Annotated in this window: 21 protein-coding genes, 1 tRNA gene, 1 pseudogene and 1 riboswitch; of the genes and pseudogenes, 3 read left to right on the top strand and 20 right to left on the bottom strand. The window is 44.9% G+C overall.

What is annotated here, in order from left to right; genetic code table 11:
* Positions 1 to 20: 20 nt before the first annotated feature.
* The 4 genes from NHB34_RS09850 to NHB34_RS09865 all read right to left on the bottom strand — a co-directional run bounded on the left by NHB34_RS09850 (position 21) and on the right by NHB34_RS09865 (position 2,378).
* Positions 21 to 212 carry a hypothetical protein gene (locus tag NHB34_RS09850; protein WP_353427465.1) on the bottom strand — a complete coding sequence of 64 codons (192 nt, stop codon included), beginning with the start codon at positions 210 to 212 and terminating at the stop codon, positions 21 to 23.
* A 150-nt stretch (positions 213 to 362) separates the two neighbouring features.
* A riboswitch (glycine riboswitch) is annotated at positions 363 to 464 on the bottom strand.
* A gap of 151 nt (positions 465 to 615) precedes the next feature.
* Positions 616 to 1,362 (bottom strand): sulfite exporter TauE/SafE family protein, encoded by a 747-nt coding sequence (locus NHB34_RS09855; protein ID WP_353427466.1) that lies wholly within the window; start codon positions 1,360 to 1,362, stop codon positions 616 to 618.
* A 7-nt stretch (positions 1,363 to 1,369) separates the two neighbouring features.
* Complete coding sequence (locus NHB34_RS09860) at positions 1,370 to 2,164, bottom strand: substrate-binding domain-containing protein (protein WP_353427467.1); 795 nt, start codon at positions 2,162 to 2,164, stop codon at positions 1,370 to 1,372.
* 61 nt (positions 2,165 to 2,225) lie between these two features.
* Positions 2,226 to 2,378 (bottom strand): hypothetical protein, encoded by a 153-nt coding sequence (locus NHB34_RS09865; protein ID WP_353427468.1) that lies wholly within the window; start codon positions 2,376 to 2,378, stop codon positions 2,226 to 2,228.
* Positions 2,379 to 2,546: 168 nt separating this feature from the next.
* Here NHB34_RS09865 and NHB34_RS09870 point away from each other — a divergent pair, with 168 nt between their 5' ends.
* Positions 2,547 to 3,038, top strand: coding sequence for a Dps family protein (locus tag NHB34_RS09870; RefSeq protein WP_353427469.1), 492 nt, complete (start codon positions 2,547 to 2,549; stop codon positions 3,036 to 3,038).
* A gap of 37 nt (positions 3,039 to 3,075) precedes the next feature.
* Here the strand turns inward: NHB34_RS09870 and NHB34_RS09875 are convergent, their stop codons facing one another.
* The 9 genes from NHB34_RS09875 to def all read right to left on the bottom strand — a co-directional run bounded on the left by NHB34_RS09875 (position 3,076) and on the right by def (position 11,171).
* Positions 3,076 to 3,474, bottom strand: coding sequence for an MAPEG family protein (locus NHB34_RS09875; protein WP_353427470.1), 399 nt, complete (start codon positions 3,472 to 3,474; stop codon positions 3,076 to 3,078).
* A gap of 119 nt (positions 3,475 to 3,593) precedes the next feature.
* Positions 3,594 to 4,520 carry an alpha/beta hydrolase gene (locus tag NHB34_RS09880; protein WP_353427471.1) on the bottom strand — a complete coding sequence of 309 codons (927 nt, stop codon included), beginning with the start codon at positions 4,518 to 4,520 and terminating at the stop codon, positions 3,594 to 3,596.
* Positions 4,521 to 4,651: 131 nt separating this feature from the next.
* Positions 4,652 to 4,727: transfer RNA gene (locus NHB34_RS09885), tRNA-Phe, on the bottom strand.
* A 48-nt stretch (positions 4,728 to 4,775) separates the two neighbouring features.
* Positions 4,776 to 5,459, bottom strand: a complete 684-nt coding sequence (locus NHB34_RS09890; RefSeq protein WP_353427472.1) for a response regulator — start codon at positions 5,457 to 5,459, stop codon at positions 4,776 to 4,778.
* A gap of 2 nt (positions 5,460 to 5,461) precedes the next feature.
* A complete protein-coding gene (locus NHB34_RS09895; RefSeq protein WP_353427473.1) occupies positions 5,462 to 7,741 on the bottom strand; it encodes an ATP-binding protein in 2,280 nt (759 codons plus the stop codon).
* Positions 7,742 to 7,744: 3 nt separating this feature from the next.
* On the bottom strand, positions 7,745 to 8,326 hold the full coding sequence (locus tag NHB34_RS09900; protein ID WP_353427474.1) for a DUF4390 domain-containing protein: 582 nt from the start codon (positions 8,324 to 8,326) through the stop codon (positions 7,745 to 7,747).
* Positions 8,323 to 9,627, bottom strand: a complete 1,305-nt coding sequence (rsmB, locus tag NHB34_RS09905; protein ID WP_353427476.1) for a 16S rRNA (cytosine(967)-C(5))-methyltransferase RsmB — start codon at positions 9,625 to 9,627, stop codon at positions 8,323 to 8,325. The genes NHB34_RS09900 and rsmB overlap by 4 nt, the downstream gene beginning before the upstream one ends.
* Positions 9,628 to 9,634: 7 nt before the next feature.
* Positions 9,635 to 10,648, bottom strand: a complete 1,014-nt coding sequence (gene fmt, locus NHB34_RS09910) for a methionyl-tRNA formyltransferase (protein ID WP_353427478.1) — start codon at positions 10,646 to 10,648, stop codon at positions 9,635 to 9,637.
* A 7-nt stretch (positions 10,649 to 10,655) separates the two neighbouring features.
* Complete coding sequence (gene def, locus NHB34_RS09915; RefSeq protein ID WP_353427479.1) at positions 10,656 to 11,171, bottom strand: peptide deformylase; 516 nt, start codon at positions 11,169 to 11,171, stop codon at positions 10,656 to 10,658.
* A 95-nt stretch (positions 11,172 to 11,266) separates the two neighbouring features.
* Here def and dprA point away from each other — a divergent pair, with 95 nt between their 5' ends.
* Together dprA and NHB34_RS09925 are read left to right on the top strand one after the other, a co-directional pair.
* Positions 11,267 to 11,914: a DNA-processing protein DprA gene (gene dprA / locus NHB34_RS09920; RefSeq protein WP_353427480.1), complete on the top strand. Its 648-nt coding sequence runs from the start codon at positions 11,267 to 11,269 to the stop codon at positions 11,912 to 11,914.
* A 197-nt stretch (positions 11,915 to 12,111) separates the two neighbouring features.
* Positions 12,112 to 14,775: a DNA topoisomerase III gene (locus NHB34_RS09925; RefSeq protein WP_353427481.1), complete on the top strand. Its 2,664-nt coding sequence runs from the start codon at positions 12,112 to 12,114 to the stop codon at positions 14,773 to 14,775.
* Here the strand turns inward: NHB34_RS09925 and mnmC are convergent.
* The 7 genes and pseudogenes from mnmC to rpmH form a co-directional block, all read right to left on the bottom strand.
* A pseudogene (gene mnmC / locus NHB34_RS09930) lies at positions 14,745 to 15,836 on the bottom strand (FAD-dependent 5-carboxymethylaminomethyl-2-thiouridine(34) oxidoreductase MnmC); the annotation flags it as partial. The gene NHB34_RS09925 and the pseudogene mnmC overlap by 31 nt on opposite strands.
* A 40-nt stretch (positions 15,837 to 15,876) precedes the next feature.
* On the bottom strand, positions 15,877 to 17,742 hold the full coding sequence (locus tag NHB34_RS09935) for a phosphoenolpyruvate carboxykinase (GTP) (RefSeq protein ID WP_353427482.1): 1,866 nt from the start codon (positions 17,740 to 17,742) through the stop codon (positions 15,877 to 15,879).
* Positions 17,743 to 17,844: 102 nt separating this feature from the next.
* Positions 17,845 to 19,218, bottom strand: a complete 1,374-nt coding sequence (gene mnmE, locus NHB34_RS09940; protein WP_353427483.1) for a tRNA uridine-5-carboxymethylaminomethyl(34) synthesis GTPase MnmE — start codon at positions 19,216 to 19,218, stop codon at positions 17,845 to 17,847.
* Between the two features lie 33 nt (positions 19,219 to 19,251).
* Positions 19,252 to 20,922: a membrane protein insertase YidC gene (gene yidC / locus NHB34_RS09945; RefSeq protein WP_353427484.1), complete on the bottom strand. Its 1,671-nt coding sequence runs from the start codon at positions 20,920 to 20,922 to the stop codon at positions 19,252 to 19,254.
* Positions 20,923 to 20,944: 22 nt separating this feature from the next.
* Complete coding sequence (gene yidD / locus NHB34_RS09950; protein ID WP_353427485.1) at positions 20,945 to 21,178, bottom strand: membrane protein insertion efficiency factor YidD; 234 nt, start codon at positions 21,176 to 21,178, stop codon at positions 20,945 to 20,947.
* On the bottom strand, positions 21,179 to 21,445 hold the full coding sequence (gene rnpA, locus NHB34_RS09955; RefSeq protein WP_353428595.1) for a ribonuclease P protein component: 267 nt from the start codon (positions 21,443 to 21,445) through the stop codon (positions 21,179 to 21,181). It abuts the gene before it with no gap.
* Between the two features lie 58 nt (positions 21,446 to 21,503).
* Positions 21,504 to 21,638 (bottom strand): 50S ribosomal protein L34, encoded by a 135-nt coding sequence (gene rpmH, locus NHB34_RS09960; RefSeq protein WP_082784010.1) that lies wholly within the window; start codon positions 21,636 to 21,638, stop codon positions 21,504 to 21,506.
* Between the last annotated feature and the right edge of the window lie 185 nt (positions 21,639 to 21,823).

A 21,823-nucleotide genomic window follows, 5' to 3' on the forward strand; every position in this document is an offset into this window, starting at 1 on the left:
GGCGGCCTATTTAGCAAATGCTATTTTGCAATATTGAGCCGATTATGGCTCGACGAGCAAAAATCAACAATTACATCTGCAAAACTCAAGTAACGAGAATTGCTTTTTCTGAAACTGTCAATTTCGGCTGCCAAACGTGAGGTTTCATCTTTAAATCCAACATCTTCATACCCAGGATGGTACGGCGCTTCTTCCACAAATTTATTGCTCATATTTATACCTTACGTAATTAATCTTTAAGATCTATTAAAGATGCATCAAAATATTCTGCCAATGCAGAGCCAAAAGATAGGCAAATTACTTAAGTAGAGTTGTGCATGCTGTACTCCCAAAGCGATCCAAGACACACGTGGTGTATGGATGCCGCTCCCCCTGTCCTTGATACCTGAGAGATTCATGTCAAGCTATGCTTGACACTTGCTCCTTCGGTGCACCATTAGAGGTGACTCTCCAGACGGCAGTTAAAGTTAAGCAGTACATTCCTAGTAGATACCTGAGCGTTCATGGGAGTTTGCGCCTTCGGTGGAGGGCATGCCCTCACTCTCCTGCTTGTTGAAGATTATATCTGTGAATTGTTGCGCTTATCTAGTGAGTTTTACCTATGCTTCAAAAATATCAAAAAGTCATCAGTAATATAGCGAGTCCTGAGATCAACATTACCAACTCCATCAGCATTAAGAATTTTTCTTCTGGCAGAGCTAAAACAATTTTCTTTGAAAAAATGGCGCCCATCAAAACAAATATGCCAATAAATAAGCCTTGAACTATCGCAGCAGTATTCAAAAATCCTAACTGATGAAAAGTAATTCCTTTTGTAAAAAGAATCGATAAAGTGCTTGCCGCTTCAGTCCCCAAAAATGCACCCTTGCTTAAGCCATAAGCCAAGAAGAATGGTGTATTGATTGCGCCGGTGGTGGCAACAATTCCAGTCAGATAACCAATACCTGCACCTACCAAACTCATCTGCCAAAGTTTTAAATAAAAGTTTTTGTTGCGCATCCATCTACGAATTGGGATCAGCGCTATCAAAAAAAATCCCAAGGTCATTTCTATAAACTTCTCATTTAAAGAAACTAAAGTATTAACCCCCAAAACTACTGCGGGCGCGCCGGCTAGGCTATAGACAAAACAAACCTTCCAATCAATCTGATTCCACCACAAAAAAATGCGAGATAAATTTGCTACTGTAGCCACTAATGCAATGATCGGAATCGCCTGTATTGGTCCGTAGAAATAAACCAGGGCTGGCATCAAAATAATGGTGGTTCCAAACCCGATGACTCCCCCCAATACTCCAGCCACCAAGCCCAACGAGCCCAGCACAAAGCCCTGCAAAACATAATCAGCGAGACTCGTAATCAAAATCGGGCTACCAAGGCAATGCCGGTAAGACTGGTTTTAGACCTGCCTTCTGAATAGTGGGTGCCGCCTTGGGGGAGGCTAGAAATGCAATTAGATCTCTTGAGGCATTGAGATTTGAAACATTGCTAGTGATGCCCGCAGAGAATAAAACAGTTTGCTGAACCTCTGGCGGAATCTCGCCAATAAAATCAATTCCTGAAATCGGAATTAATTCACTCACCTGCTGAAAACCTAATTCCGCATCACCTCTTGCAACTACAGTACCAACGCGCTCACTGTAAATCTTTTTTGCAGTCTTACTCATTTGCTCTGCAATGCCTAACTTCGGAAATAGATCGTTGGATAAATAGGTTCCGCTTGCGCTGGCTGAGTAAGCCACAGATTTTGCATTCAAGAGCGCCTGCTTAAGAGCGGGGACAGTGCTAATGTCTGGCTTAGGAGCGCCCGCTTTAACAGCCGCACCAATTACAGACGCAACCAGATCCACACGAGTGCCTGATTGAACTGCTCCACTTTTAATGAAATTATCTAAAGATGGTGATGCCAAAATCAAGACATCAAACTTTTCATCTCTTGCCAGTCTTGAAGGAATTGAATCTGGTGCTGATCCCATTGATGAGCCGTAAGAAATAATCACTTTGTTGGGCGATTGTTTTTCATACTCTGGCACCAATGCTTTTAATGCTTCAGCAAATGCGCCAGAAGTAATTACTTGGATGTCGGCTGCAAAAGCAGATGTGACACCAAGTACGCCAATAATAGTAATTAGGATGCACTGTTTAATCCAAATGAAGGTTTTCATTTTCTTTTCCTAAACCTTAGTATCCAATTGTTTGTGATGTTTTTTACTCAGTCGACTTACATTACCTGCCTTGGCAAGCAACTGGCATTTCCCACAACGGCTTTTCTTGGCTGAAGTCGCAATTCACGCCCACTGGCGAATTAGTGCTTGCAAGACACCCGCTCAGGGATAAAGCCATTGCGGCAATAGAAATTGTTAAGGCGAATCTTTTCATAATCACTCATTTATAGATGTTGCTAGCACGATTTGTCGTCTAATCGTAAACCAATCTTTTCACATAATCGATTTTTCAGATCAATAAAATCAAAATAATTCGTTAGGATAATAAGCAACTGTGCCGCCATAATGATCCTATAGTGTTTATTTATTAGGAGAGATAACCATGGCTGCAAAATCATCCAAAACCGCAATTGATATTGGTATTAGTGAAAAGGATCGAAAAGAGATTGCCAGGGGTTTATCTGCACTCTTGGCCGATAGCTACTCTCTTTACTTAATGACTCATAATTTCCACTGGAATGTCAAAGGCCCAATGTTCAATACCCTTCATACCATGTTCATGGCTCAATACACAGAGCAATGGGCAGCCCTTGATCTAATCGCCGAACGAATCAGAGCGCTTGGTGAGCCAGCACCAGGGACCTATAAAGAGTTTGCTAAGCTGAGCTCGATTGATGAAGTACAAGGAACTCCGAAAGCAATGGAAATGGTTAGGCTTCTTGTTAAGGCGCAAGAAGCTACTGCCAAGACTGCTCGCAAACTATTTCCAGTGGTTAATAAAGCGAACGATCAACCTACTGCCGATTTACTCACTCAGAGACAAGATGTACATGAGAAAACTGCTTGGATGTTACGCAGCCTACTGGAAGAATAAGCATCAAAGGAGTTTATATAGCAACGGCAATTGGCTGCTAGCGAAAAGGAGTATATAAACTCCAGACCAGATTCAATATAACTAAAGCTATTAATGTATTGAAGGTAAATTTCATTCCAAGAATTCGCTTACTAAAATCTGGGGGCGGCACATTAATGCCCTTGGCGTGAATCATCCGACCAACAATCAAAGTAATACCTGGAATAGCAACTAGCCACCAAGGTGCTCCATTAAGCTCTAAACAGGCGATCAAAATAATTCCAAACGGAACATACTCGGCAAAGTTTCCCTGGGCACGAATTGCTCGCTCAAGATCTTCGTGACCACCACTGCCTAAGCCAACCTTATTTTTTCTTCTTAGCCCAATAACAGCAAATGAAAGCTTAATAAAGATGATGGTTAATAAAGAGGCAATGATTGAAGTAACTATTAACATTTAGATCTCCGAGAGGTTTCCCCAAATATTACTCAGAAAATAAAAAACCACCCGAAGGTGGTTTTGGTGTTTCTTGGCGGACCGAGGCAGAATCAACCAGGGTCGAAAATGCTTGGCTCTCACCGCATAAAAGCATTAAGAGTTTCAGCAAATTTTTTATGCTGCTGAAATAAAAAAGCATGCCCACCGTCAAAGTATGCCAACCAAGCAAATGGGATCTGATTCGCAATAATTTGTGAATTTTTGGGGACATCAAGGATGTCATATTGGCCATCTGCTACCAACACAGGAACCTTAATATTTTTTAAATCAACGAAATTCTTATTGTCCGCATCCCAAAGGGTTGTTCTCGCCCGAGTTTGACGTAGCTTAGATTCTTTAGAAATAACAAAATCATCAGGAACTGTTCCCGCCAACTTCGCAGCCTGCTCCCTTGCTAGCGCATCTTTAGCGGCTTGTTTTCCAGCTTCATTATTCGGGAACAGAAGTGCGACATTTTCCATAACCGATAAATGGGGATTGTTTAGCTCCTCCTCGGTCTTTTTACTTGCTTTAACCTGATACTTGCCGCCCGGGTTTGGCGCACAAAGAATACCTTTAATAACCAAGTCGGGATGTCTAATCAAAAACTGTTGCGCAACACGGGCCCCCATTGACCAGCCCAGAACATTGGCTTTTTTATAACCAAGCGCTTTTACCAGCCCAGCGGCATCATCAGCCATCTGAGCCATGGTAGTTTTGTTTTCTTTGGTGTCCGTTGACAGCCCTATGCCACGATTATCAAACAGTATCAAAGTATTGTTTTTGGATAACTCTTCAATCAAAGCTGGATCCCACATGCTCATCGTTGCCGAATACCCATTAATCAAAATCATGGGATCGCCCTGACCACGGGTGTAATAAGCAAGTCTCACTTCCCCAACCTGAGCATATTTAACCTCTGCCTTGAATTGAGCCTGAGCTGGGTCAGCAAACCCAAACAAGGCCAACAGCAATACAAAAGATAAGCCCACAAGGTTACGGATACCGACAAAGTAATGATTCATTTATTTCCCAAAGAATTTCAGTCCATCTTAAAACAACTCGGACGCCCCTCGCATCAAACACATGGGGAATTAATAGGAAATCAAAAAGAAAAACCACCCGAAGGTGGTTTTGGTATGTACCTCGTGATTCTTGGTGGCCCGGGGCGGAATCGAACCACCGACACAAGGATTTTCAATCCTCTGCTCTACCGACTGAGCTACCAGGCCAAGAGAAATGATTATAGCGGAAGTGCCTCAAGCCCCTAAATTTGGGCTTTATTGTTCGCCCTTATTGCGAGACGTATCGATCCCGAGAGCCTTCAACTTCCGATATAAATGTGTTCTTTCTAAGCCCGTGTACTCAGAAATCTTGGTCATACTACCGCCCATAATTTGCATTTGATGCTCAAAGTAGGCCTTCTCAAACAGGTCTCGAGCCTCTCTCAGGGGTAAATCAAAATAGGTCTTTGCAATGCCGCTGATGTATTCACCCTCAGAGTGATGACCCGCTGATTCTGTAGCCAAAGGTTTTACGGCAGCGCTAGCCTGAACCCCCGAAGAGAGTGTTTTCTCTTCAACAGGCTCAACGTGTTTTGGTGAGCTCTCTAGGGCTTTGCTGACCGTCTTTAATAACTTTTGTAAAGCTATTGGCTTTTCTAAAAAATTTAGCGCGCCGATGCGAGTGGCCTCTACAGCCGTATCAATCGTTGCGTGCCCTGACATCATTACTACAGGCATTGTTAGCTGACCAGTCTTTGACCATTCTTTCAGCAAAGTAATGCCGTCGGTATCAGGCATCCAAATATCCAACAATACTAGGTCGGGTCGCATTTGCTCGCGAATAGTGCGCGCTTGTATGGCGCTCTCAGCAGCATACACAGTATGGCCTTCGTCCGTGAGGATCTCATTGAGAAGCTCACGAATTCCCATCTCATCATCAACAACCAAAATACTCGCCATACTTAGGCAGCCTCTTTTGCTAAGCTCATAAACAAAATGGATACTTGTGCACCAACCACTTCTTCTCCCTGCATACGATTACGAATTTCTATTTTGGCTCCGTGATCGTCAATAATTTTTTTAACCACCGCCAAACCCAATCCCGTTCCCTTGCTCTTTGTAGTAACGTAAGGTTCAAATGCTCTTGCCAATATCTTAGCTGGAAAACCAACACCACTATCACTTATTGTTAGGCGAACCGCGTTTTGCGTCAGACCGCTTTGCTCCACATAAGATACTAGCTCGGTTTTAACTTCAACAGGATCTGCTTGCCTATTGCCCTCTAAAGTCGAGTCTTGCGCATTTTGAAGCAAATTATGTATTACCTGTCTTATTTGGGTAGGGTCTCCCATGATACTTGGGCACCTAGGATCAAGATGAGTACGCATCGGACTTCCCTCATAAAGGCCTAATATTTCTGAGGTAAGCGTGTTAATCGATATAGGCTTTAGTTGTGGAGTTGGTGTTTTTGCAAAATCACGGAAATCGTTCACCATCTCCTTCATCGCCTGCACCTGACTGATAATTGTTTCTGTGCTGCGATTGATCATCTCTTCCTGCTCTGGGTTGAGTTTGCCAGCTAATTTATGCTGCAATCGTTCAGCAGAGAGCTGAATTGGTGTAAGCGGATTTTTAATTTCATGAGCCAAGCGTCGCGCAACTTCGCTCCACGCGATTGATCTTTGGGCACTAACAACATCGGTAATGTCGTCAAATACCACCATGCGCAGATCATCCGTTAATTGGGTGCCACGCACAAACAAAGTTACACCCAGCTCATTCTCATACTCATTGTTTGTATGAAGCTGAATTTGCTTTTGCCAAATAGGTGCGACCGAATCTTCGGCGCTAACATCAGCAACAGCCAGCTTCATCGTCGCAAAACCTTCCTTAATGGATTCTTCAAAATTAACAAGGGCAGGATTGCTGCTCAGAGGCATGCCGTCAAGCAAGGTCAGATCTTGAGCAAAAATTCGGTCTGCGCCAGCATTGCTAGAAACAACGTTGTAATTTTTATCAAAAATGCAAACGCCCGCAGTAAGGCTCCCCAGCACTTTTTCCAAAAAGGCCTTGGACTCCTGCAGTGATGAGCGCGTATCGGCCAATTGCTTGGTCATCACATTAAATTGTCTTGTTAGCATTCCCAATTCATCGCCAGTTTCTAGCTCTGGCTTGGGGGACAAGTCGCCCTGAGCAACGGCCTGAGTGCCCTTAAGCAACATTAGTAATGGTCTGGCCAACTGACGACCCAACAATAATGCCAGGGTTACCGCAACAAACAATGCAAAAAAGAGGGTCAATGTTAGTGTGCCCACAAACATTTTTCGCAGACCAGTTCGCCCTAAAGATTTTTCCTGATACTCGCTGTAAGCGGACTCAACTGCATAAATATTTTTAGCCAGTGGCATTGGTATAAATCGCACCAGCTGTAGAAAATATCGGTCTTCAGCATCTTTACTGAGCATAGCCTTCTTGCGGATGACGGGAACAATTGCCCGCACTCGATAACCCCTTTGGCCACCATTCATTTCAACCTGATCTAAAAAGGTGATGCCCTTCTTTTTAAAAGCCTCGGCAACTAGATCTGGACTTGGTGCAGGCGAATATTTTTTCGACTTTAGTTCGCTCGACAATATTAAATTGCGTTGCATATTAAACAAACTGACTTCTTGAATACCAAACTGATTACGTATCTTCATCACCATGGCGCCAACTTGCTCTGAACTAGTTCCCGATGGAACTTGCGCAATTTGTTCGGCAATAAAATTGCCCTCTCCCAAAATTTCTTCCTGCGCCACTCGCAAAGTTACACGGCCCAACTCCAAACCTGAATTTAGGGCTGACTCAACTTGCACATCAAACCAGCTTTCAATACTTCGCGAAACGAATTGAAGGGATACGCCATACAAAATTAAGCCTGGAACGATGCCGACCAAAGCAAAAATCATCGCCAGCTTCGCGATGAGACGCGTTCCAAAATGGCCCCGATGCCAACGCACTGCAATCACAATGACGAGCACAGCGATAACTAAAATTAGAGAGGCGCCAATAATGAGGTTGGCGGCATAAAGCCAAATAAAGTAGCGATCAAAAAACTCTGTGTTGGACGAAGCAATCGAGAGCAGCGCCAACAATAAAAGCGCAAAAACACCGATAAGGCCTATCGCTGAGGGTAGTATTTTTTTGCGCCAAAGCTTGGAATCAAAAAAGCTTTGCTTATAAGGCACGTGCGCTTCTCTCATTACTTATCGCTTAATTGGACTCGGGCTATTTACTGAAAATGGAAAATGTAGCCACTCACTTGAAACATTCCATTCACGATTATTTAATGCATTCACTTGGAATGGTTTAGGAAGCTTGCTTAAATCTAAGCTCATACGCAAACCAGCGTTATAAGATTTATTAGGATCAATTTGGCTGGCATCAATTACGCGCCAACCCCCAATACTTCCAACCGCCTGGAGCGCTTCAGACATTGTTCGAGCAGAAAATGTCAATCCTTCAGAGGCTATACGATATTGCTGAGTTAAGGGCTGATATGACAAACGTGTTTGTCTTTGTGCAAACACAGATTTCTCATCAAACCAATACCAACGAGGGCGCACTAAATCAAAGTCGGTTTGAAAATACAAAACCACGCCTTTTTGAACCGCCTCTTCTAGTCCTGGAGATAGCTCAATTTGAAAGGCGGCGCTCAATACCCAGTCGCTATCAACCCTCTCCAGCTCAAAGGATTTGATTTTGATGCCTTCGGCATTGACGGTTGTTGAGAATATGCTCAACGCGGTCAAGCCCAAAAGGATGAATTGCTTAATTCTTTGGCTCATTGCCCATTTTTCTTAAACAAAGCATAGTAAAAGCCATCGTTTACCTCTGAGGGTAAAAGCTGTCCTGGAGCATCTAATCGTAATGCATTGGCATGCTGCTGCGCAAACCATATTGCTTGATCCTCACCCTCTTCAGGAAATACAGAGCAAGTCACGTATAAAAGCAGTCCGCCTGGCTTTAACAGCTTCCATGTCTGAGTCAAAATTTCACGTTGCTTTTTCTGTAAAGCGGGAATATCGGATTGCCGGCGTAAAAACGGAATATCCGGGTGTCTCGCCACAATCCCCGATGCCGAACAGGGCGCATCTAACAAAATCTTGTCAAAAAGAACGCCATCCCACCAAGTTGGTTTTGATGCGTCCCCTTTGAGTACCTTTACTTTATTAGACCGGAAACGAAGCCGGTCTAGGTTACCTTGAATCTTTCCAAGGCGAGCTTCATCGATCTCAAGGGCCAACATATGACAATCTGCCAGCTCTAATAAGTGTGCTGTTTTTCCTCCGGGCGCAGAACAAGCATCCAAGATCAAATCATTTGGATCGGGCGCCAATAAAGCCGCCGCCAATTGCGCACCGCTATCTTGTACAGAAACAGCGCCACTATAAAAGCCTGGCAAATCCGAGACTGGCACCGGGTTGGCGAGCAAGAGCGCGCTTGGCAGACTGATACCCGCAAGGGTTTCGATTGCAGTTGAAGCAATACCAACATCATTTAGCATTGATTGATACTGCTCTCGAGAATATTGTTTTTGGTTTACTCGCAAAATAAGTGGTGCGCGTTTTGCTTGAGTAAATAAGATGGATTGCCACTGCTTAGAATAGTGACGCTTGAGGTTTGCTCGCCACCAAGGTGGCACATACATCGGAATAGGATCAGGAGGGTACTGCGAAGGTTGTGTTGCCAAGCTTACTTTGCGCAATACTGCATTTACTAAACCCTTGGCGTACATCGTCTTGTCATACTCTCCACAAGCCCTTACTGATTGATCAACAATTGTATGGCTGGCATAGCCTTTTCCTTGAGCGTCATCATGTATAAAAAGAGCGATGGCAACACTTAATAAATGAGCAACTTCTGGTGCTGGGGCTTTGGGAATGAATTTTTTTATAAATTCCTGAGATCGAACCCACTTGCGAAGTGTATTGAAGCTTAAGCTCTGAACAATTGGTCTCTCATGTGCATCTAACTGATCTAATACATCGGTTAAAGATCTGCCATTCATGACCTCACTAATCGCTTGTGCTGAGATCGTGATCGCTTCAGACAGCGGAAGATTGAGTGAGGGCTTTTGATCTTCCAAGGGTGACTTATTTAGAGGCAACTGTTTTCTTGGTTTGAAAGTGAAGCGCTTTACCAGCCTGACCTAAGCCCTGCAAACATAACTTTGCTGTAGTTCTTTTTCCACCGGGCTTTTGCATTTCTAAAACCTCAATAACTCCAGCGCCGCACTTTACAAATACACTTTCATCACCAAAGCCCAACACTTCGCCAGCACTCGCATGCTCGTCGCTAGGAGCAGTTTTTGGAATTCGAGAATTCCACAGCTTGAGGTCTAAATCACCAATCGAGCTAATGGCTCCAGGAAATGGATTAAAAGCCCGAATTCGGTCATCTATTTTTTGTGCCTCCCCATGCCAATCAATCTGCGCCTCATCTTTTGAAATTTTTTCAGCATATGTCACCCCGCTTGCTGCTTGTGGGTAGCGAGCTAACTTACCACCGGCCTCGAGTTGATGAAGTGTTTTAACAACTAGTTTCGCGCCTAATGTTGCCAACTTATCGTGCAAAGAAGCACTGTTCTCAGTTTGATCAATGTTTACCTCTTCAACCATAACGGTATCGCCAGTATCTAGACCCACATCCATCTGCATAATACAAACGCCCGTCTTGGTATCGCCAGACTCTATCGCTCGCTGAATAGGTGCAGCGCCTCTCCAGCGGGGTAAAAGCGAGGCATGAATATTAAAGCTTCCGTATCTGCCAGAGCGCTCGCTGATATCTAAAATTTCTTGGGGCAAGATTAGACCGTAAGCAACCACCACCATTGCATCAAATTCAATGTCAGAGAGTTGCTTATAAGCCTCTTCAGCTTGAATTCTTTTCTGAGGATCTGCGGCGTTTCGTCTTAGTGTTTCCGGTTGTAATACGGGAATATTTTTTTCTAGAGCAAATTGCTTTACAGGACTTGCTTGCAAATGCATGCCTCTCCCCGCGCGACGGTCGGGTTGCGTCAAAGCCAAAACAATTTCGTGGCCAGCTTCATCAATCGCGCGCATTGCTTGTGCCGCAAATTCAGGGGTACCAGCAAAAACAATTTTCATCGGGATGTTAGCGCTGACCTTGCAATTCTTTGCTACGTTTTTTTAACTTTTGTGAAATGCGGTTACGCTTTAACAAAGATAGGTATTCAACAAATACTTTTCCTTGTAGATGATCTAATTCGTGCTGTAAACAAACCGCCAACAACCCATCTGCCTCAATTTCAAACTCTTTCCCATTGAGGTCTAAAGCTTTGACTTTCACCTGCGCAGGGCGCTCTACCTCATCATAAAATTCTGGCACCGAAAGACAGCCCTCACGCCACATTTTTTTCTCAGGGCTCGCCCAAATAATTTCGGGGTTTATAAAAACCAACAATTCATTTTGATCATCCGAAACATCGATAACAACGATACGCTCATGAATATCGACTTGGGTCGCTGCAAGACCAACGCCTGGTGCTTCGTACATAGTTTCAGCCATGTCAGCCACTATTTTTTTGATACGTGCATCTACCGTTGCTACAGGTTTGGCAACCTTATGCAAACGCGGGTCGGGATAGCTAAGCACTTTTAATAAAGCCATGTAGGAATTATCCAACAGAGCAATCAGTCTGTCCCAATTGATTTCATTTTTCTTATCTTCAAAATGACTCGTTCTTTCCTTGAATTGGAAGCACCATGCATACATTGTTCCGAAAAGACAAAAACTATCCGCCACGCCTCAATGATTTGTTTGATCCTCCCAGCCAACTATATATATGCGGAAACATGAGCCTATTAAAAATGCCCATGATTGCCATCATTGGGTCTCGTCAGGCCAGCCCCCAGGGCATCAAGAATGCAGCAATGTTTGCAAATCAACTATCTCGATCTGGGGCTTTGATTATTTCTGGGCTAGCTAGGGGTATAGATGGCGCAGCTCATCGAGCCGCTTCAAATGCTTCAAGCCAATACCTCACAGCAGCGATTTGCGGTACGGGCCTAGATATCGTTTATCCGCAAGAACACCAGAAGTTAGCGGCGGCCATTAGCCAACATGGTCTATTAATGAGCGAGCTGGGGCCTGGTGTAGGGCCCAAGCCTTTTCACTTCCCAAGACGAAATCGAATCATTGCCGCCCTGGCTTTGGGGGTGGTAGTTATTGAGGCGGCCGAAAACTCTGGATCACTGATAACCGCGAAAATTGCCGCCGATCTAGGAAGAGAGGTTTTTGCGCTCCCCGGCCCCGCGCACGACCCACTTTATGCGGGATGCCATCAGCTCATTCAACAAGGGGCTAAGTTGGTTTGCAGGCCCAAAGAAGTGCTAGAAGAGCTCATTTTTTGATAAAACCATGTTTAAAGGCCAAAAAATGAGGTTTTGCACAAACTACAGTCAAAAAATCAAGGCTTTTTGGACTTTTTTTAACTTATCGGTTAATAATAAAAAAGGGGTTTAAAGGGGTAAAAGCCAAATTCAGGTTGAATTAGCCCTCCTTATTACCTATGAAAAATATTCATTTCAGCTCAAATTTAGGCAAACGCGTGGCAAAAGCATCCTCCAAAAGCAGCTCCAAGACCTCTTCGGTAGACCACCCAAAGGCGCTCATTATTGCCGAGAAACCTTCGGTTGCAAATGACATTGCTAAAGCCCTCGGTGGTTTTACAAAACACGAAGACTATTTTGAAAGCGACGATTTTTTAATCTCATCTGCTGTTGGACATTTATTGGAAATTGCCGCGCCTGAGGAATACGACGTTAAGCGAGGCAAATGGTCTTTCGCCAATCTTCCTGTCGTGCCACCCTATTTTGACCTACGGCCTATCGCTAAAACTGAATCGCGCCTAAAGGTTTTACAAAAGCTAATTAAACGAAAAGATGTCACTTCACTCATCAACGCATGTGACGCGGGGCGCGAGGGCGAACTCATTTTTAGGCTAATCGCACAACACGCAAAAGCATCCCAAACCGTAAAACGACTCTGGCTACAGTCTATGACACCCGCCGCTATTCGAGAAGGATTTGCAAGCCTGCGTACCGACGAAGAAATGCAACCTTTGGCAGATGCAGCGCGATGCCGATCTGAGGCTGACTGGCTAGTGGGCATCAACGGTACCCGCGCAATGACTGCCTTCAACAGCAAAAGCGGTGGTTTCTTTTTAACTACTGTTGGACGCGTTCAAACTCCCACGCTCTCAATCGTGGTTGAGCGCGAAGAATTAATTCGCAAATTTATTTCCAAAGACTATTGGGAAGTAAAAGCGGAATTTATTGCTGCTGCGGGAGTCTATGAGGGGCGCTGGTTTGATCCTAAGTTCAAGAAGGATGTTACCGAACCAGACGCTCGTGAAAATCGTCTTTGGAGCGAAGCCGCAGCACAAAGCATTGTTACTGCTTGCCGCGGGAAAAAAGCAAACGTTAGCGAGGAATCAAAACCGGCAACCCAGCTTGCTCCGCAATTATTTGACTTAACCAGCTTACAACGGGAAGCGAACGCACGCTTTGGTTTCTCAGCAAAAAATACTTTGGGTTTGGCTCAAGCTCTTTATGAGCGCCATAAAGTTCTAACCTACCCTCGTACTGATGCCAAGGCTCTGCCCGAGGATTATCTAGACACCGTTAAACAAACAGTGGAAAACTTGGCTGAGCATTCTCAAGAATATCGACCATTTGCTAAGCAAATTTTGCAAGGGGATCCTAAAGATCCAAAAGCAAAAACGGGGCATGGCTGGATCAAGCCGAATAAGCGTATTTTTGATAACTCCAAAATTTCAGATCACTTCGCAATCATTCCAACTCTAGAGGCCCCCAAAAGCTTAAGCGAACCTGAAGCAAAGCTATATGACTTAGTGGTTCGACGCTTTTTAGCAGTCTTTTATCCTGCTGCAGAATTTAAAGTTACTACCCGTATTACGGAAACTGCTGGTCATCATTTCAAAACGGAGGGTCGCGTTCTTGTTAATCCCGGCTGGCTCACCGTCTACGGCAAATCCAATCAAGCCGATGATGAGCTAGCGCCAGTGCAAGAAGGCGAGTCTGTACAAACAGAATCTGTAGTCGCCGTTCCACTTAAAACCAAGCCGCCTGCTCGCTATACAGAAGCAACCTTGCTCTCAGCGATGGAAGGCGCGGGCAAGTGGGTTGATGATGATGAGATGCGCGAAGCCATGGCCGAGAAAGGCTTAGGCACGCCAGCAACTCGTGCGGCAATTATCGAGGGTCTGCTGGCAGAAAAATATATCGTGCGTGAAGCGCGCGAATTAATCCCAACCGCAAAAGCATTTCAGTTAATGACGCTATTACGCGGTCTCGATGTTGAAGAGCTCACCCGTCCTGACTTAACTGGTAGTTGGGAAAATAAACTGTCTCTCATCGAACACGGCAAGATGAACCGTGACACCTTCATGCAAGAGATTGCGCAGATGACTCAACGCATAGTCAAACGCGCTAAAGAATATGACAGTGATACGATTCCTGGCGACTACGCCACACTAAGCACTCCTTGTCCACACTGCAAGGGGCCAGTAAAAGAAAACTACCGCCGTTTTGCTTGTGAAAAGTGTGGCTTCACGATCAGCAAAACTCCTGGTGGCAGGGCTTTTGAATATCCAGAAGTAGAAGAACTATTACGTGAAAAAACAATCGGCCCTCTCCAGGGGTTCCGTAGCAAAATGGGTCGCCCTTTTGCTGCAATCATCAAACTAACAGAAATCCCCGAAGATGATGCCGATTATCCAAATGCAGGCTATAAGCTTGAATTTGATTTTGGCAATACCCAAGATGATGAAACGGAAGCCATCGACTTTACAGGTCGTCAAGCTCTAGGAGTCTGCCCTAAATGCTCGGGCGCAGTATATGAAGATGGCATGCGTTATGTGTGCGAGAACAATACTGGGCCCAATAAAAGCTGTGACTTCAAAACTGGCAAAGTTGTATTACAACAAGAAATATCTGCCGAACAAGTTCAAAAGCTTTTGAAAGAAGGCAAGACGGATTTGTTGAATAACTTTAAATCTAATCGAACTGGGCGTGGCTTTAAGGCTTATTTAGCTTTGGGTCCTGATGGAAAAATTGGTTTTGAATTTGAGGCCAAGGCTCCGGGCGCTGCCAAGGCGCCAGCCAAAAAACGTTCCGGCGCAAGCGCCGCCACTAAATCAGCAGCAAAGCCCAAACGCGCGAGTAAAGCGAAATCGTCTTCGAGCAGTTGAGCGGTAATTAACTTAGCCGCTAAGGCAGACCACAAGATTCCTCGCGACCCCAGGGCAATAGCGAGGAAGATCCCTGGCTGATGAGCCAATGCGCCAATGATCGGCAACCGATCGCCAGCCACACATCGCACGCCTACAAAATGATCGTGCTTTACAAGGCTGCTAGCTTCGCCCTCTATAAAATTGACCAAACCTTTTGCTTGCTCGCGATTAAAGTTATCACTCACCTCTCTTGGGGCAAGATCATCTTCGCCCTCATCAAAACTAGAGCCGACAATCCAGCGATAGCTGCCGTCATTCAGACGCTCTGCAGGCAAGCAATAGCCATCTCCCGATAAGCCCACCTTAGGTAATTTTTTGATCCATGGGTCATTCGGCTCAATAGAAAAAATGCTCAGTTGACCGCGCACTGGCTTCAGAGGCAAGCGAACTCCAATGCTGGTGAGTAATTTTTTGCTTTCCATTGCCGCAGCAATCACAACTCGATTTGTAGAGGCAATCACTTGGTCGTTGAGATCCAATAAAAACCACTTACCATTTCTTTGCTCAAGCTTTGCAACCTCCGTGTTCCATAAACAGACAAGACCTGTGTGTGGTCGCAAAAGATCTTTGCTTGCCTTCGACAAATTTAAGCAAGCGCCCCGAGAAATCCAAACACCGCTTTGTGAGACTCCACAAATTTTTTCAGCCTGTTCACAATCAAGGGGAACAGCAATGTCTTCGCCAAGCTCTAATGAGCGTAAATGTTCAATTAGCCCTGCTCGATCGAATGCTTTTTCTTTTTTGGTTGGCTGAAAAATTCCGTGGGCATGCCACTCTTTGCCCCACCTTGCTTCGGCCAACAAAAAAGCCAATCGCGTTAAGCGTAATAAACGTGGGGAGCCTTTGCCTATATGGGGATGTGCAATAGCGTAGGCATGGCTTGAGCAGGCGCTCGCAGGAGCGTTGGCTGCATCAATAACGCAAACTGACTGATTGCGATTAAGTAATTCGTTAGCAATCGTTGCGCCACAAATACCAGCCCCAATCACCACGATGTCATGGTGTTGGGGTTTGGTCATCAACAAATTTTATTAATGCGGGTTTTAGTTGCTTGATGAATTAAGCGTTTAGGCGTTGTTCGATCTTGGAGCGAGTTTCTTTTAACTCTTTTGGCAAACGCTCACCAAGGTGCTCAAACAAATCTGTATGGAGTTTTAATTCATTTTTCCATTCATCAACAGCAACAGTGATCGCCTTAGCAAATTTCTCTGGAGAATAGTCTAATCCACCCCAGTGCATATCGCTGTACTCAGGAGTAATCCCAAATGGAGTTTCTTTGCCATTGGCTTTGCCTTCTGCACGATTCAAAATCCAAGAGAGAACGCGCATGTTTTCGCCAAAGCCTGGCCATACAAACTTGCCGTTTTCATCTTTGCGGAACCAGTTTACGCAATAGATTTTTGGCAATACAGCGCCTTCGGCTTCCAACTTCTTGCCGATGTTGAGCCAATGTTGGAAGTAATCGCTCATGTTGTAGCCGGCAAATGCGATCATCGCAAATGGGTCGCGGCGGACAACGCCGATCTGACCGGTAATAGCAGCGGTGGTTTCTGAGCCCAAAGTAGCTGCCATGTAAACGCCCTCAACCCAATCGCGCGCTTCACTCACCAAAGGCACAGTATTGGAGCGACGACCACCGAATAAGAATGCATCAATTGGCACGCCCTCTGGGTCATCCCATTTTGGATCTACTGCAGGGTTGTTGGTTGCGGCAACCGTAAAGCGTGAGTTTGGATGTGCAGCTTTGCGACCTGCTGCGCCATCGGCCGGAGTCCAGTCTTTGCCTTGCCAGTCGATCAAATGTGCAGGGGGGGTTTCCGTTAAACCTTCCCACCAAACATCACCATCATCTGTTAAGCCGACGTTAGTAAAGATAACGTCTTGATTGAGTGAGTCAATACAGTTTTGGTTAGTTTGACGATTTGTACCAGGAGCAACGCCAAAGTAGCCCGACTCTGGGTTAATCGCAAACAAACGGGTCTTACCTGTAACGGGGTCTTTGCGAGGCTTAATCCATGCAATGTCATCACCAATCGTGGTTACCTTCCAACCATCAAACCCTTTTGGCGGGATCATCATAGAGAAGTTGGTTTTTCCACAAGCAGATGGGAATGCTGCGGCAATGTGGTATTTCTTGCCTTCGGGGGATGTCACACCCAAAATCAACATATGCTCAGCCAGCCAACCTTGGTCACGACCCATATTAGATGCAATGCGCAATGCAAAGCATTTTTTACCTAACAAAGCATTGCCACCGTAGCCTGAACCAAAAGACCAAATTTCACGAGTCTCTGGGTAGTGAACGATGTATTTGGTTTTGTTGTTAGGCCAAGCAACGTCTTTTTCACCTGCAGCTAACGGCTTACCAACCGTATGGATACAGGGAACGAATTCACCATCAGCACCCAATTGATCAATTACGGCCTTACCCATGCGGGTCATTAGGCGCATATTGATAGCAACATATGGACTATCGGAGAGTTCAACGCCAATGTGGGCAATTGGAGAGCCGATTGGGCCCATCGAAAATGGCACTACATACATGGTTCTTCCGCGCATGCAGCCATCAAATAAGGGTTTCAGTGTCGCGCGCATTTCGCTTGGCTCTACCCAGTTGTTGGTGGGGCCGGCATCTTCCTTTTTTGCAGAGCAAATAAAGGTACGATCCTCAACGCGAGCCACGTCCTCTGGATCAGATAGGGCTAAAAATGAATTTTTACGCTTAGCTGGATTTAGGCGCTTGAAAACACCAGCACTTACCAATAACTCACAAAACTCATCGTACTCAGCTTGAGAACCATCACACCAACGAATGGCGTCAGGTTTAGTTAGGGCCGCAACTTCTGCAACCCACTGAATTAAACGCTCGTTTTTTACGTAAGACGGCGCATTCACATTGATCTGGCCGTTAGCAGTTGAAGTCATATGTTTCCCTATGAAAATTGAATTTTTTAATCCAATGATTTTAACATTTTGGTCATATTTGACGTATTTGCCGCCCAAGAAAAATAAGGGAGTTTGAGGGCTTTATTTACCAATGCAGAACTGGCTGAAAATTTTTCCCAAAAGGTCGTCGGGCAGCAGTTTTCCGGTAATTTGGCCAAGGCAATTTTGAGCTAAAGTAAGCTCTTCTGCTAATAACTCTAGTGAATTGTTGCCATTTGCTGCGAATTGTTCAGATTTTGCAATATGTTCTGCTGCCCTCTCTATGCAGTCTAAGTGACGCCTTCGGCTAACAATTGCGCCCTCTTGACTACCGCTCCAACCAACGCTTTTCAAAATTTCTTGCTTTAAAACATCTACCCCCTGACCAGTTTTGGCTGATATTGGAATAGCGCCATTTAAATATGGCCCGGGGCTACTCACCATACCCCCTATTAAGTCGGCTTTGTTTAAAACTTCCAAAATTGGGCATTTTGGTGACACAGCCTCCAAAATGCGATCCCTTAGAGTTCCGCCCTCTGACTCCACATTCGGGGCACTCAAAAACAGCACTATATCGGCAGAATGAATGGCTTCCCAAGTTCGCTCTATTCCTTTTGCCTCAACCTCATCCGAGGTTTGTCTTAACCCAGCCGTATCAATGACATGCATTGGCACGCCCTCGATCTGAATACTCTCTTTAATTCGGTCTCGTGTAGTTCCAGCAATTGAAGTGACTATTGCTACCTCCTCACCAGCCAAAGTATTTAGCAAAGAGCTTTTGCCAACGTTTGGGGCGCCAACCAACACCAGCTGTATACCATCACGCAAAATCTTGCCTTGCTTGGCACCATTTTGAAGTGTTAGTAATTTTGTTTTAACCGCCATTAAGCGCTCGCGTGCATGGGCGTTTTCTAAAAATTCAATTTCCTCTTCCGGAAAGTCGAGTGTGGACTCAACCAAGATTCTCAACTGGGTAATTTCATCGACGAGTGCATTAACATCCCCCGAGAAGCTTCCCTGTAAAGATCTTGCGGCGCCCCGAACCGCGGCCTCACTTTGCGCATCTATTAAATCGGCAATCGCCTCGGCCTGAGCCAAATCTATCTTGTTATTTAAATAGGCTCGCAGACTAAACTCGCCGGGCTCGGCAATTTCTAGCCCAACATCTCTGCCCAACTCTAAGCATCGCTGCATAACCAGTTCGAGTAAATGTGGACCGCCATGGCATTGCAGCTCGAGAACATCCTCGCCCGTAAAGGAAGCGGGGGCAGCAAAAAAAATTGCCAGCACTTGATCAATCAATTGGCCATGTTTATCGCACAAGCCCAGTAACGTTGCCATTCTTGGCTGAAGATTTTTTTGAAACAAGGCTTGAATAAGCCCCGTTAAATTTTGTCCGCTAATGCGGATAATGCCAACACCCGCTTTGCCTGGGGCGGTAGCGATAGCAATGATGGGAATCTTACGCGTCACCATTGCTATTCGCTTTCAATAAACCTATGCCATTTTTTATTTGACAGCTTTTTTGCCAAATAGTTTATTGATTTGCCACTGTTGTGCAATTGACAATAGATTGTTTACCACCCAATACAAAACCAATCCAGCGGGGAAGAAAAAGAACATGATCGAGAAAATAATCGGCATGTACAGCATCACCTTTGCTTGCACTGGATCGGGTGGCGTTGGATTAAGTTTTGTTTGTACAAACATTGATACAGCCATAATCACCGGCAATATGTAATATGGGTCAGGAACCGATAAATCGTGGATCCACAAAACCCAAGGTGCACCGCGCATCTCTACAGAAGACAACAACACCCAGTACAAGGAAATGAACACTGGGATTTGAATCAATACTGGCAAGCAACCACCCAATGGATTGATCTTTTCCTTGCGATACATTTCCATCATTGCTTGATTGAGCTTTTGTGGTTCGCCTTTGTATTGCTCCTTCATGGCCATTAGGCGTGGCTGCACCTCTTTCATGCGTGCCATGGACTTATAGCTAGCAGCGGACAGCGGGAAGAAAACAAACTTAATCAAAATGGTTAAAAGGATGATGGACCATCCCCAATTACCAACAATATTGTGAATGTGCTCAAGTAACCAGAAAATTGGTTTTGCCAATATGGTTAGATAACCATAGTCTTTTAACAACTCAAGGCCTGGGGCAATTTTTTCCAACATGCGCTCTTCTTGCGGGCCCACGAAAAGTTGTGCATTTGCTGTGATGGTTGTTCCAGTCGCAATGGTTCCAAGTTGGCTTTGCATGCCAACCCGATATAAATTGTTATCCAATCTTCCGGAGTAAATATCGCGCACTAGTTTTATATCTGGAATCCAAGCACTAGCAAAATAGTGTTGAACGACCGCAACCCACGCAGGTTGTCCAGCATTAATTTGTGATGGCGCTATAAATTTATTTTTTTCAAGATCAACAAAAGGGATCTTTATAAACTTATCGCTATCTGTGTATATGGCGGGGCCTGTATAGGTACTTGCAGAAAATGCGCCTCCGAATGGGCCTACTTTTGCATCCTCTGAACCATCACGAACAATCTCTGTATACAAATTTAATGGCACAGGATTTGCAGAAAGTTGTGTTACCCGGTGCCCAACATAGACATCGTAGCTGCCCGGATTAAGGATGAAGGTTTTCTCTAGCTTCACACCACTGCGTTCTGATGATAGAACCAAAAAAGGTCTCCCAGAGCCATCCTTGCCTGAGCGGTCAAGCTTAAAGACGCTGTTGTGATTTGGTAGGTCGATCCCGCCCGCGGCGACCAACCCCGACCGTGCAACATAGGTGTGATTTGCTGTGTGTTTAAAGATTTCTACCGGCTTTTCATCGGCAGTCAACTCTTTTAGCAACTTGGCATCAACCACATTTGCGCCAGCAGAGCTAATTTGTAAAGATAAAAGGTCGTTTTCTAATGCAAATAGTTGTGTATTTTCGTTAGCGCCAGTTTTTGTGGTGGGCGCTTGTGGCGGTGTGGCGCCCGAAATAGCAACAGGGGCATCTGATTTGGGTGAAGAAGATTTATCGCTAATGGCGGGACTCACATTTTGCTGGGAACCAGCAAACATGGAGGGCTTGCCTTCGTGAACCTGCCAATTGTTGTAAAGCATGAGCCCGGAGAGTGAAAACACAGCCCAAAGAATTGTTTTTTTAAAGTCCATTGAATTCGCTTTACTAATATTTTTAATGTGACGTCTGTTTTACAGCAGGATCATAACCACCATGTGACCAAGGGTTACAGCGCAATACCCTCCAGGTTGCCAACGCAATGCTTTTGACAAAACCGTAGTGATTAAAGCAATCACACGCATACTGGGAGCATGTTGGCACGTATTTACAGCGTGCGCCCAAATATGGGCTTACTACTATTTGATAAAGCCTAATGAGTTTAGTTGCAGCAGTGTTGAGAATGCGCACTTAAATAAGCTCCGCCACCCGCGAACGAAGGAAATCTTTTTCTTTTTTTCTGAGCCTGCCGCGCGTTTGTTGACCAATTGGTTTTTTAAGCTTAACAACGACGTCTTTATTTAAGCCCTTCGACTGTGCCGCCCAAACCAGGTTACGAACCATTCTTTTGAGGCGGTTTCGGTCCACGGCTCTTTTGACTAGTTTTTTGGCAACCGCTAGCCCTAAATCAGGGTTGGCATTATTTGCGACGTCCCCAGAATACAGGCCCCAATACACGTTTGTTTTGGGGCGCGTTTTAAGTAATTCAGAAATCCTTGTGCTATTCAACTATTAACTAAACAGCTAAGCGTTTGCGGCCTTTGGCACGTCGAGCATTTAGTACAGCGCGACCACTTTTGGTTTTCATGCGAACACGAAAGCCGTGTGTGCGCTTGCGACGAGTTACTGATGGTTGATACGTTCTTTTCATGATAGATCCCTGCAAAACCCAATATTTTCCTTGTTGCAGGACAAAAGGTCAATCCATCTCAATAAATATATAGGTGTTTTTATTTATTTTTTGTTGCTTTTTATTTAAACCTCTAATTTATAAGTCATTTTTTTGTTTATTCACAAGTTATCCACAGGATTTCCACGACTTTTTACCTTGTGGAT

This window comes from Polynucleobacter sp. MWH-UH19D, assembly GCF_040409795.1.
In the GTDB taxonomy this organism is placed as follows: domain Bacteria; phylum Pseudomonadota; class Gammaproteobacteria; order Burkholderiales; family Burkholderiaceae; genus Polynucleobacter.